This window comes from Pseudanabaena sp. PCC 7367, assembly GCF_000317065.1.
Lineage (GTDB): Bacteria > Cyanobacteriota > Cyanobacteriia > Pseudanabaenales > Pseudanabaenaceae > Thalassoporum > Thalassoporum mexicanum.
The window spans coordinates 4,267,786-4,280,008 of record NC_019701.1; the positions used below are offsets into that span (position 1 = coordinate 4,267,786).

9 protein-coding genes are annotated in these 12,223 nt (G+C 45.8%); 7 read left to right on the top strand and 2 right to left on the bottom strand.

The window, feature by feature from the left end; translation table 11 throughout:
- Window positions 1–69: 69 nt before the first annotated feature.
- Complete coding sequence (locus PSE7367_RS20720) at window positions 70–2,586, bottom strand: hypothetical protein (RefSeq protein WP_015166599.1); 2,517 nt, start codon at window positions 2,584–2,586, stop codon at window positions 70–72.
- A gap of 1,100 nt (window positions 2,587–3,686) precedes the next feature.
- Here PSE7367_RS20720 and PSE7367_RS17110 point away from each other — a divergent pair.
- The 7 genes from PSE7367_RS17110 (at window position 3,687) to PSE7367_RS17135 (ending at window position 11,066) form a co-directional block, all read left to right on the top strand.
- Window positions 3,687–5,417, top strand: a complete 1,731-nt coding sequence (locus tag PSE7367_RS17110) for a DUF3352 domain-containing protein (RefSeq protein ID WP_015166600.1) — start codon at window positions 3,687–3,689, stop codon at window positions 5,415–5,417.
- A gap of 302 nt (window positions 5,418–5,719) precedes the next feature.
- Complete coding sequence (locus tag PSE7367_RS17115) at window positions 5,720–5,872, top strand: hypothetical protein (RefSeq protein ID WP_156800424.1); 153 nt, start codon at window positions 5,720–5,722, stop codon at window positions 5,870–5,872.
- A 137-nt stretch (window positions 5,873–6,009) separates the two neighbouring features.
- Window positions 6,010–7,296, top strand: coding sequence for a glucose-1-phosphate adenylyltransferase (locus PSE7367_RS17120; RefSeq protein WP_041700013.1), 1,287 nt, complete (start codon window positions 6,010–6,012; stop codon window positions 7,294–7,296).
- 263 nt (window positions 7,297–7,559) lie between these two features.
- Window positions 7,560–7,748: a 50S ribosomal protein L33 gene (gene rpmG, locus PSE7367_RS21290; protein ID WP_015166602.1), complete on the top strand. Its 189-nt coding sequence runs from the start codon at window positions 7,560–7,562 to the stop codon at window positions 7,746–7,748.
- A 236-nt stretch (window positions 7,749–7,984) separates the two neighbouring features.
- Entirely contained in the window at window positions 7,985–8,200 is a 216-nt protein-coding gene (gene rpsR / locus PSE7367_RS17125) for a 30S ribosomal protein S18 (protein WP_015166603.1), read from the top strand.
- A gap of 215 nt (window positions 8,201–8,415) precedes the next feature.
- Window positions 8,416–9,147 carry an alternative oxidase gene (locus PSE7367_RS17130; protein ID WP_015166604.1) on the top strand — a complete coding sequence of 244 codons (732 nt, stop codon included), beginning with the start codon at window positions 8,416–8,418 and terminating at the stop codon, window positions 9,145–9,147.
- Window positions 9,148–9,443: 296 nt separating this feature from the next.
- Entirely contained in the window at window positions 9,444–11,066 is a 1,623-nt protein-coding gene (locus tag PSE7367_RS17135) for a CHAT domain-containing protein (RefSeq protein WP_041698585.1), read from the top strand.
- A gap of 236 nt (window positions 11,067–11,302) precedes the next feature.
- Here the strand turns inward: PSE7367_RS17135 and PSE7367_RS17140 are convergent, their stop codons facing one another.
- Window positions 11,303–12,070, bottom strand: a complete 768-nt coding sequence (locus tag PSE7367_RS17140) for a DUF502 domain-containing protein (protein ID WP_051038021.1) — start codon at window positions 12,068–12,070, stop codon at window positions 11,303–11,305.
- Window positions 12,071–12,223: the final 153 nt, after the last annotated feature.

Here is a 12,223-nt window from a genome sequence, read left to right on the forward strand (position 1 = left end):
TCCAGACTTCTCTTAAGACCATTTGCTGACAATCCTTCGATCTATATCACTATCTTGTGATTAGTTTTCTTATTGATCATTTTGAGCATTGGTCTCTAGTTCTGGTGGTGCATAAACCGACTGGTCGATCGGTGTGGCCAGATCAATCAAGCCGCTCAGGGAGCCGACCTGTAATTGACCATTAGTACCCAACTCGCTATAGCAAAAAACAAGGCGATCGGTGGTGCGATGGAGTAAATCCTGCAAAGCATCGTGGAGTCTGCGTTGATCGATTTCCTGTTCTCGCTGAATTGTCCAGGGCTGCCCATCCCAATCATGCCGGAACAGCGGCGCACCATACATAAATGCAGCACGACTGGTTTGCCACAGCGAAGAACCCAGATCGAGCCAGAATTGAATTTTATGGCTGCCCCTGGCCATCCGGTATTGGTAAATGCTAGCAAAAATTACGCTATCATCCGGCATGTTTGGCGTGTAGGGATTGGAAGTAATTGTGCCCTGGCGAATTAGATTAATAAACCTGGTGATAATTTCCGCCTCTGGCCAGTTAAGCCGATAGCCAATCTGCCAATAATATTGCGCTGTTTCGATCAGCTCTTGCAGGGTGGAAAGTTGATCGTAACTGGGATTAGTAGGAATAAAAAATTTCTGGATCGCCCGATCGAGCAGCAGCAATGGCGTAAGCTGGCTTGATTGTGCTTCGATCCAAGCTCTAATCTGTTCATAGGCGTAGCTAACCTGATTGCCCAGGCGATTCCATTGGCTATAGTTCTTGCTTTCCAACAGCCTGGGTTGGTCAGGATGGGGCACAAAACAATGATCGGCCAAAATCCCAGCCCGTACTGGATCGATCGTGGTCTGGGTTGACTGCAATCGAGTAATCGGCGATCTTGCGGTTGGCGCGGATTCAGGTTGTGTCTGTCGATCGGCTTGACCAGTAGAACCGATCGCCGCAAGTGCCACTGCTGGTGAGTTTTGACTAAATTGATCTTGAGCTAAATTCTCCTGCCCAAAATTATCTAATTCAGTATTGTTATTCACACCGCCCCCAAAACTGCGATTAAATACCTGACTCAACACCACCAGCATTTCTGCCACCTGATCGCGGTTCACCAGTCGCCCCAGGTTGGGATATACCAGCGTGAGTAAAGTAAGCAACGATCGCACCTGGGGATTATTCACGATCGGCTTTTGGGGATTAAGCGGCATAAAGGGAATATTTTTTTTGCTTAAAATCTCCCGCAGCGCATATTCAGCAATGTTATCCAGTCCTGGTGCGATGATGGCGATCTCATTGGGTTTAACTCGCTCTGTTTCGATCGCGGTGTTGATCGCCTCAGCCACTATATCGGCGCATTGCCTTAGTAGTGCTGCCCGTGAAGTGGTTTCGATCGCAATAGTGCAGTCATTTAAATTCCTAAAATCCCTGAAATCCGTGCCCAGGTTACTATAGTTACTAAAATCCCCACCCATGTCTGGGTAAACATTAGGATCGATTACCAAATCCAGAATCGGCGCAAGGGCAACCTCGGCAATCGAACTACTTTGTGAATGCTCCAGGGTTTCGATTGTTTCTGCTTCCTGCTCCAGCTCTAGCCAATAGGCCGGATCTGCACCTAACCCCAACCTAGCCGAGCCATTGGGATTGAAGGTAAATACTCCCTTAGCACCATGATCAAGCAAGAATTTACATAAATCACAGGCGATCGCTGGAAATTCATCCACATCATCGGCGATCACATAGCGAAACCGCTGAGCCAGCCTAGCTCTATATTCAGCATGGGGCAACAAATGATAGCGGTATAAGTCAGTGATGATGCCATAGGTAAGCAGGCCGTTTTGCCAACAATGATGCCGCCATGCAGTAAGTGCTTTACTAATTTCTTGCCATACCATTGCCGGAGGTTGATCGCCTTCTAGGGATTCAATGCCGCGATCGCCCAATCCCGCAAAGCTATCCAGGCTTTTGCCACTATTGGCAGCCAACAAAAATAAATCCAACATTCGCCGCACCAATCGCTCCCGCCCCACCCCTGGCATGGCGATCGTACCCTGATCTAGAACCTCTTCCCAAAATTCACTGGCTAGCTCCTGCTCATTTTCTACCCGCAGCACGATTGGGAATTGGGCTTTAATTTTGCCGACATTTTTCACCTTGCCCAATAAGTTGATCAAAAGTGGCCAATATAACTCCACCTCCCTGCGAAAAAAGCTCAATGGTGTTTCGGCGGTGACTGGGTATTGGCCATTACCAATTTGAGTAAGGCGATCGTTTAGTTTTTGCCGCTGCTTTGCATTTACCGATAGGGTCAAAACTGACTGGGAAGCAAGCTGGCGATCGTTAATGCGATTGTTTAGCCTAGATCTGGAAGATCGATTGCCCTGTTCATATGGAGCAGGATCGATCGCAGGATCGATCGATCGTTCAAAATCATCTGGCTGATCTGGATTATTAATCCCAACTGGTAAGTCATTGGCCTCAGGCAGTCCAAAATTACCCGCCCTGATCCAGCGGGCAAATTCCTGACAAGCGCGATTAGTTTTGCCACTGCGACTGTGACCCTGAATCCAGATACTAGATGCCATAGCACAAATGAATCAACCAATAAATCAATAAATCAAGTTGCCAACAAATGGATGTAAATGAATGTAAAAAAATGTTAATTCGGGAACTTTTGACCATCGCAACTATTCCCATTATTCAATATGCAAATAAGGCAAATAAGCTTGTTTAGCTCGATTGGCGTTTGCCTTAAATTCAAATTTGTCTAAATTGAGTCAGAATTGACTATGCCTCGGCTATCCCAAAATAAACCCAAAAAGCCCCAAAGAACCTTTTTGAGCAGTATTTGCTATGGTTAAGAAAATTTCATTAATGTGCATATTCAGAACCATCGGCTAATCTTTGGCTGATTTTGGGTAAACTTGAGCCTGGTCAGGCAAATTTGGATTGTCTCTTTAAAACTAAGATGCCCCGTGGATCTTAAGTTAATTTGATATCACAGTTTGCCCAGGAGCCTTGCCAAAGTCCGGCTGAGCTAGATTGAGCTATTCATGAACAGATTGAGATCGCCGATCGCGCCGATCGCCATCATAGTTTTAGCATCCAGGTAAGTCGCCTCCTGAATCAAATAATTAGTAATTTAGGTGTTGTTAGTTCAATTAATTTGAGCAGTCTAAGCGGTTTGAGTCGAGCAAATTTAGTTAATTGAGAGTGAGTTGCAAATTATTAATTGTTGGCATTTCCGATCGGGCTGATTGCCTGAAAGTAGAATGGTCAACCTGATTTGTAAAGCCGCTAAGATATCTGAAATAGCTGATCTGAAAAAGCAAGATTGCTTATGCTATAGACGATCGGGCTATCCTCGATCGCTGTGATGGTAGGCTCAAACTCTCAATTTATCGATGTGTGTTATCGATATGTGTTACTGATGTGTGTTTATGTAAGAAACGCTACTGGTAAGAGTCGATCGCCGCTCAGAATTACTCAAGTTTAATAGGTATGATATCCTAGCTCAGGCTAGAGATGGGTCTTACGGTAGCCGAAGCCCAAACCCAGATTGCCAATTACTTTAGAGAATTACAGAGTGCGATCATAGGCAATCGGTAAGTGCCTGATCCTGATGTAAGCCAGTGGTGATTGTGTTGTCAGCTTTAAACTACATACCAAAGATTGATTAAAAATTATGTCTGAAAAGAAGTCAAGTCTAGTTGTACCGCTAGTTGGTGCTGCAGTTGTAGCCGCCGGTGGGGTTGGTGCTTATCTGTTTACCAAGTCTGGGCCTGGTATCATTACCTCTGGTGGTGGTGAAGTTGCTACAGCCGAAGTGGTTCCCAGCAACGCTTTTATGGCAATTTCGATCTCCACCGATGAAAGTGCCTGGGCGCAGTTGGATCAGTTCCAAACCCCGGAGACTAAGCAGCTATACGATGAAGCGATCGCTGAACTGAAAACCGAAGTTTTTGAAGAAAGCGAATTCGACTTTGATGCCGACATCAAGCCCTGGGCTGGTGAGGTGATGATTGCGCTGCTGCCACCAACCGCACCACAGGCCAGTTTGCCTGGTGATCCAAATGATGCGATCAGCCAGGTGCGCTATGCCCCGGTAATTGATGGCCAATTGGCACAGGTGGAAACTGAAGCTGCTGAAGCCGAGCCGAATATCATGATGGTGGTCGAGGTTAAAGATGAAGCCAGTGCATCTAGCTTTGCCAATAAGGTCAAAGAAAAATCCGGTGAACCCACCAAACAGACCTACCAGGATTACGAGATCTCAACCTACCCCGATCCTGATGGCGGTGAGCCTACCAACACGGTGCTACTGGGTGACTATCTGGTAATTTCGCCCCAGCCTGGGGTGCTAGAGCAGTCGATCGATACCTTTAAAGGTGGCAATTCGTTTGCCAGTTCGATCGATGCGGGAACGCTAGGCATTGATAATCCTGTCATTCAGGTCTATATCCCTAATTTTTCCGACTCGATCGCCCAAATTGTGGCACTCAGCCCCGATTCCGAAGATATTCCGCCCCAATCGCTCGAACAACTACAGCAGATCAAATCGATCAGCATGGGCGTAGGCATTGAATCAGAAGGCATTCGTCTGAAGGCAGTTACCAAGCTCGATCCCAATGCTCTAGAAGCAAAGTATGAAACCGCACCGGGAGAAGTAATCAGTCAATTCCCGGCTGAAACCTTTGCGCTGATCACTGGTAATAACCTCAAGGCTCGCTGGGAGTTGTTTACCAAGGAAGCGGCCAAGACCCCTGAAATTCAAGAGGGTTTGGATCAGATTAGAACCCAGATGCAATCTGCCCTGCAACTAGATCTAGACCAAGATATCTTTGGCTGGATGGATGGCGAGTTTGCGATCGGTTCAGTTGCCAATAGTGAAGGCATTCTGGCTACCTTTGGTGCTGGCATGGCCATGATCTTCAAGACCAGCGATCGCCCTACCGCCGAAGCTACCCTCGCTAAACTAGAAGAGCTAGCTACAACCAGTGGTGGGATCTCGGTGAGTAGCAGAGAAACTGATGGTGGTGTCACAATTACAGAATGGACTGCTCCTGGTGCGCCTGGTACGCTGTTTGGCTATAGCTGGTATGAGCAGGATTCGCTGGTGCTGGCGATCGGCCCGTTGGTGGAAACAATGGCAACCAAACCAGCCACCCCGTTGAGCGAAGATGCCAACTACAAAACAATCATTAGCTCCCTGGAGTCGAGTAATATTGGCTATTTCTATCTAGACATGGAGCAGGCCTGGTCATTGTTACAGGCGCAAATCCCACCGGAGGAAGTCACCCCCGAAGCTCAAGCAATGGTTAATGCCATTCGTGGGGTGGGTGTTACGGCTTCTATGCCCGATAAGACCACTAGCAATTTTGAATTTTTGCTGGCGCTCAAAAAAGCCAACCAATAGCAACTCAAAAAGGTAACTGGACGCTTAGCTGATAACCATGGCTTAACCAAGTTATTAATTTGCTCTTAATCTGGTTATGGCTAGCTCCATTAAACATCAACCCATGAATGAAGGATCGATTTAAATGCGATCGACTTTCTATGCAATATAAACAGATTGCTCGATCGCACCGATGCTTAATTTATATTTGATATTTAGTTTTTGGCTAGCAGAGTAAAGTTGTTACCTAGTGTTACCTAGTGTTACCTAGAAATTATCTGTCCGAACTCCTCTGGGCTAATGCCTGGGGGAGCTTTTGGTTGATGACTCTGTTATTCTTTTTATTTCCTGAGGATGAAAATAACGATAGCAATCAGCCCAACCAACAAAAAATAGCAGTACGATCGCATCTCCTCAATCAAGATTGTAAAGTTAACCAGCAAGTGAGTTATTCCCCCATCTGCGATCGGCCATAACCACGATTAATCAACGCAGCCAAGATTTAACTTGCCAAGCATCCCAAAGTCAACCGACAATTAAGGCTGTGGGTTGGAAAATGTCTACGATCCAAACAGATAAGATTTTTAAGAAGCAAGACTTTGTTTATTTTTCTATGAAAAACGTACTATCTATTATTCTTGGTGGCGGGCAGGGTACCAGGTTATATCCGCTAACGAAACTACGCGCAAAACCCGCCGTTCCTCTAGCTGGTAAATACCGACTGATCGATATTCCAGTCAGCAATTGCCTCAATTCTGGTGTAGACAAAATCTATGTTCTAACTCAATTTAACTCTACATCCCTGAATCGACATATCAATCAAACCTATCGCCCCTCTTCATTCTCGTCTGGCTTTGTGGATATTTTGGCGGCGCAACAAACCCCCGATAATCCTGGCTGGTTTCAGGGCACCGCTGATGCAGTACGTCAATATATGTGGCTATTTGAGCCCTGGGATATTACCGAATATTTGATCCTCTCCGGCGATCATTTATATCGGATGGACTATAGCGACTTTATCAATCGCCACCGTGATACCAATGCTGATATCACCCTTTCGGTGCTGCCGGTGGGCTATGACGTGGCCTCTAGTTTTGGCCTACTCAAGGTGGATGGCTCTGGTCGGGTGATTGACTTCCAGGAAAAACCCAAGGGCGATGCGCTCGAAAAAATGAAAGTGGATACTACATCGCTGGGGTTAGATGCCGAGGCAGCCAAAGAAAAGCCATTTATTGCTTCAATGGGCATTTATGTGTTCAAGAAAGAAGTGCTGGCCAAGATGCTCAAAAACAATAAAGAGTGTACTGACTTTGGGAAGGAGATTATCCCCTTTGCGATCGAGAATTACAACGTGCAGGCCTATTTGTTCGATGATTACTGGGAAGACATCGGTACGATCGAGTCTTTCTATGATGCCAACTTGAATCTGGCTAAGCCGAATCCCGCCTTTAGTCTCTATAAGTCCGAATCGCCAATCTATACCAGGCCGCGCTACCTACCACCCAGCCGCATCTTCGATTGCCAGATCAAAGATTCAATTTTGGGTGAAGGCTGCATCCTTGAAAAGGTAACCGTTAATCATTCCATGTTGGGGCTGCGCACCACGATCAACGAAGGCAGCGTGATCGAAGACGCTTTGCTAATGGGTTGCGACTTTTATCAAAAAGATAATGAGTATAAGGCCGATATTGCTGCTGGTCGGGTACCAATGGGAATTGGTGCCAATACTACGATCCGCCGCGCGATCGTTGATAAAAATGCCCATATTGGTAACAATGTGCAGATTGTGAATAAGGACAATGTGCAAGAGGGCAGCTTTGAAGACCAAGGTTTCTGCATCCGTAATGGGATTGTAATTGTGCTCAAGGATGCGATCATTCCCGATCACACAATTATTTAAATAGGTGATTTACTGGTAGAACCTCAGATCTGCCGATTACTTTTGCTGGCCAGGTCTTGTCAACGGTTGATAAACATTTGGCAAACATCAATTGCAATTGTGATCAACAGGCTTACTTGGCTAGTTCTGCACCCATTTGGGCAAACAAAAAACTTTGATAAAGTAAAGCGATCGTGTAATAATAGTAGGCCGTGCCCATAACCAGACTTGGCTCGAACTTGGCTGGTTTTCAACTGGTTTTTTCAACAGATTTAAAGAAGAAAATGGCAAAAGGTGTCCGCATCATCATTACCCTCGAATGTACTGAATGTCGATCGAATATCAATAAGCGATCGCCGGGGGTTTCGCGTTATACAACTACCAAAAATCGGCGCAATACTACTGCCCGATTAGAGCTAAAAAAATTCTGCACTCACTGCAATAGCCATACAGTGCATAAGGAAATCAAGTAGTAATTAACTATTGATTTAGGAGCTAAGTAGCGATCGAAGAACCGAATGCTGCCGAATTTCTCGGTTCCTAGCCAATTCGCTATCAAGGTGTTGAGCCGTAATCGCCAGATTATGTATTGAAACCATAACCTATTTAACAAAAACTAATCATCAATTAGGATCGATTAGTTAAGTGTTATCTACCATCAGTCCCAAATCAGTCCAACTTAGATATAGCAACCAGAATTACAAGAAATATGGCTTTTTATCGCAAGCGCCTTTCCCCTCTCAAGCCCTCCGAGCCGATCGACTACAAGGATGTTGATCTGCTGCGCCGCTTCATTACCGAAAGAGGCAAAATTCTACCCCGCCGGATTACTGGCCTAACCGCCAAACAGCAGCGTAGGCTTACTACAGCGGTTAAGCGGTCTCGGATCATGGCCTTGCTACCTTTTATTAATACCGAAGGCTAAGTTGCGTAAGTTGCGCTGAGCTAGATTATTTATAAACAAAACGATTAAACAAAACGATTGCTAAAAACTATCGATTTGCTTTATAAACGCTAGAATATGCTCTATTAAAGGCTACGTGCCATGCAGCAGTGTAGGTTGAGCGGTTTACCCCACCTGTCAGCTCAGGGGCAAAGTTGCTAAGATTGCGCTGTAACGAAACCTCATTGGAGGCCTGCATGATTAAAGCATTGGTTAGCATATTGGTGTTCGTGATAAATGTTCTTTACCGCGATCGGCCAATCCCCCGTTTTTATGTGCTCGAGACCGTAGCCAGGGTGCCATATTTTGCCTATCTATCGGTATTGCACCTGTACGAAACTCTGGGGTTTTGGCGGCGGGCTGATTGGCTTAAGGTTCATTTTGCAGAGTCTTGGAATGAGCTACATCACCTGTTGATTGCTGAAGAATTAGGCGGCAATAACAACCCCTTCGATCGCTTGCTGGCCAAGACTGCCGCGCTTGTCTACTACTGGATCGTGGTTGGTATTTATGTGGTCAATCCTAAGGCTGCTTATCACTTCATGGAAATGGTAGAAGAACACGCCTACCATACCTATGATGAATACCTCAAGGAAAACGAAGCAGAGCTGAAAAGCAAGCCCGCCCCAGCGATCGCAGTTAAATATTACCGTGATGGTGATTTATATTTGTTTGATGAGTTCCAAACTGGCCAGGTTGCCAACAGCCGTCGCCCCAAGGTAGATAATCTCTATGATGTGTTTGTGGCGATCCGCGATGATGAAGCTGAGCACGTTAAGACCATGTCTGCTTGCAAACTAGATAATGGTGAGAATACTCTGCGTAGTCCCCATGAAGTCGAATCGGAGGTTGTCTTAACTGGTACTGATAAGTCCGATCAGACTACTGAGGCAGATGCAAACCCAGAAATGGAAGCTACTACCAATTAGTAAGTATTTGTAAGTATTAGCAATTAGTAAATAACATCTTGTCGCTTGAAAATTAAATAGATTTTCAATTGATTTTCCAGAGTGGGCTTTTTGCCTGCTCTTTGTTTTTTTTTGGCTGCGATAGATTTGCTATAGATTATTTAATTCAGAATTATTCTATTTGCTAACGTTGCCCACCAATTAAACTAATTGCGATCGACAATATAAATTAGCTGCATAGGCATAGACAAGATGTTTTATATGTTTTATGCAGTGGTTATGCAGAGAGATAAACCAAATTCTGACAAAAATTAGATATGAAAAGAGTTTTTGCCTTGCTCATGCTGCCGATCCTGGGTTGGCAATCCGCTGCCCTGGCCACATTAGCGCCGAAAACAGACCCACAAACCCAACTTGCCCAATCGCAGCAGTATGAATACGAATATCGCTCCGAAACTGAATATGAGTATGAACAAGAAGAGCGATCGCGCACCAGTGTAATTGATGTGGGTCTGGTTCTGACTTTGATTTCCACCTTGCGTCAATCGAGTCGGGGTAACGCTAACGCTGGGGCGATCGACCTGAGCCCAGAGATCGCCGAAATTCGCGGTAATATTAGCCGTCTTTATCTGCTGCTGGCGCGGCAATATTTAATTCAAGACCAGATCTACGAAGCCTGCACTGCAATCGACAGTAGTCTGGTGGCTGAACATGAGTCATATTTACGCCGCAGCCTTGCGCCCATTAACCCAGCTAGTAATGATTGCTATGGCCAAGACCTCGATCGGATTTCTCAACTAACTGGCAGCCCCACTGGCATTATCTATCCAGTGCTGAGTGAAGATGGTTTAGAACTATTATTCGTGCCGCCAAATCGATCGCCCCGCGAGACGGCTAAAGCCAAGTTGCTGAAATCGATCGGTCTGGATACTCTGGCTCAGGCGCAAACTGCTAATCAACCAACCAGCCGAGTGGTGCGGGGCACAAATGAAAAAGTTTTAGAAAGCACGGTGCGGGATTTTGTGGTTAATCTTCAAGATCCAAGCTCGGTGGACTATATGCGCCAGGCTCCCCAGCTCTATGATTGGTTGGTCAGGCCGATCGAAAAGGAGATCGACGCAGCCGGGGTGGAAACGCTGGTATTTGTGATGGACGGGGCATTGCGGGTAGTGCCACCAGCAGCTTTTCATGATGGCGATCGCTTCTTAGTCGAAAAATATGCCACCGTGAGTGTGCCAGCCATGTCGCTGACTAATCTGGAGCCACCAACTAGATCTTCAAATTTGCAAGTGCTCAGCATGGGGCTTTCTCAGTCAGTGGCTGGGTTTAGTGCACTTCCGGCAGCCAAAACAGAAGTCAATACGATCGCATCTGAGGTGCTGAGGGGCGATGTGTTTCTCGATGACGACTTTACGATCGACAATCTGCGTAATTATGAGCAGGACAAATATAAAGATGGCATTGTGCACCTGGCTACCCATGCTGACTTTCTTAGCGAAAAGCCCGATGATTCGTTTATTCTGCTCTGGGATGAAAAGCTCAGTGTCAAACAGATCGCGGCGATGGATTTTTCTGGTCTGGCCATGCTTACCCTCAGTGCTTGTAAAACTGCCGTTGGCCAGAATCTTGGCATCAGTGGTACGGCGGTGGGTTCCAAGGCCGGTAGCGTATTAGCTTCGTTATGGTCAGTTAGTGATGCGGGCACAGCGCCATTGATGATTAGTTTCTATAGTCGCTATGGTGAGGCTCGCTCCAAGGCGATCGCCTTGCAACAGGCACAATTAGCCCTGCTCAATCAGGAAGTTACTGTAGCATCCGGCAAAATTATGGGTGTGCCCAAGCTAGAAGCAGTGAACCTGGAAGATAGCGCCTCAGTATCGTTAGATCTATCCCATCCTTTTTACTGGTCTTCGTTCTTGTTGGTGGGTAATTGGCTCTAAATGTCAGGGGATTTGGTTAATACCTGCTTTTTGACTAAACCATAACAATCCGTGGCTAGTTATGATTTCACAACTTCAACGGATTTGTGACTATACCCTTGTCCTGAACCAAGAGCCTGATACCAAATTAGGAAATAGGTGATCCAAATGCCGAGTCATAAGCCTTGCTCATATGGATTGCCGATTAAACATATGTTTCATCTAAAAACTAAAACGGTATGAATCACTAAAACTAACTAAACCTTCTCACCAGTATAATTTGGTTCCTTGGCCGGAATTTCCAAATCTACCAGTGGCCGAGCTTCTTGATCATGATCGCTAGGGGTAATAATTTCCAGATTAGGCGTAACGATGCCAGCGGAAATTACCAACTTAAACGCTTCTTCGATCGAAAGCGAGAGGTTAATCACATCCGATTCTGGCACCAGCGCATACCAACCAGTAGTTGGATTCGGCGTAGTGGGTACAAACACGCTCAGCATTTTGTTATTCATGCGTTTGTCAATTTCACCACCCATTGAGCCAGTCACAAAGCCGATCGCCCACAGGTCTTTGCGCGGGTATTCTAACAACACCACCCGGCTAAATTTTTCATTGTTAGAGTCAGTTAATACTGTCTCTAGAATTTGTTTCAGGGTTTTATAGATTGCTCCCGCCAGGGGGATTGATTGGAGGATTTTTTCGCCCACATTCAGCAACCATTGGCCAAAGATATTCCGCGCCATCAGCCCCACCAGCAAAAAGCCAGCCAGCGGCACGGTCAACCCGATCAATAAATTGATCAAGTTAATCAAAATGGGATGAAAACCAACAAATGGATTAAGTTGCTTGGGTATTCTGGTCAGCAGATCGATCACCCAGGTGGCCAGGGTGTAAGTCATCCAAATTGTGGTAGCCAGCGGAATGATCACCAACAACCCAGCAATCAGGTCATTCTTGATGCTTTGCCCGAACCGTTGCTGCCAAGAGGATTCATTTTTCAAACTATTTTTTCTTGCACTCATACCTGAACTTTTTTCTGGCATTGCCGCTTGTTAGATCTACCGACTCAGATGATGCTTGCCCAGTCCAAACTGTGATCCAAACTAATCACCCTTGATTAATCCTCATCAATACATATGGTCAAGTTATTAATACATATGGTCAAGCCGACTAAT

Bases quoted from the DNA above. Each gene is read 5' to 3' on its own strand.
- PSE7367_RS20720 (WP_015166599.1), bottom strand. From the start codon at position 2,586: ATGGCATCTAGTATCTGGATTCAGGGTCACAGTCGCAGTGGCAAAACT.
- PSE7367_RS17110 (WP_015166600.1), top strand. From the start codon at position 3,687: ATGTCTGAAAAGAAGTCAAGTCTAGTTGTACCGCTAGTTGGTGCTGCA.
- PSE7367_RS17115 (WP_156800424.1), top strand. From the start codon at position 5,720: ATGACTCTGTTATTCTTTTTATTTCCTGAGGATGAAAATAACGATAGC.
- PSE7367_RS17120 (WP_041700013.1), top strand. From the start codon at position 6,010: ATGAAAAACGTACTATCTATTATTCTTGGTGGCGGGCAGGGTACCAGG.
- rpmG (WP_015166602.1), top strand. From the start codon at position 7,560: ATGGCAAAAGGTGTCCGCATCATCATTACCCTCGAATGTACTGAATGT.
- rpsR (WP_015166603.1), top strand. From the start codon at position 7,985: ATGGCTTTTTATCGCAAGCGCCTTTCCCCTCTCAAGCCCTCCGAGCCG.
- PSE7367_RS17130 (WP_015166604.1), top strand. From the start codon at position 8,416: ATGATTAAAGCATTGGTTAGCATATTGGTGTTCGTGATAAATGTTCTT.
- PSE7367_RS17135 (WP_041698585.1), top strand. From the start codon at position 9,444: ATGAAAAGAGTTTTTGCCTTGCTCATGCTGCCGATCCTGGGTTGGCAA.
- PSE7367_RS17140 (WP_051038021.1), bottom strand. From the start codon at position 12,070: ATGAGTGCAAGAAAAAATAGTTTGAAAAATGAATCCTCTTGGCAGCAA.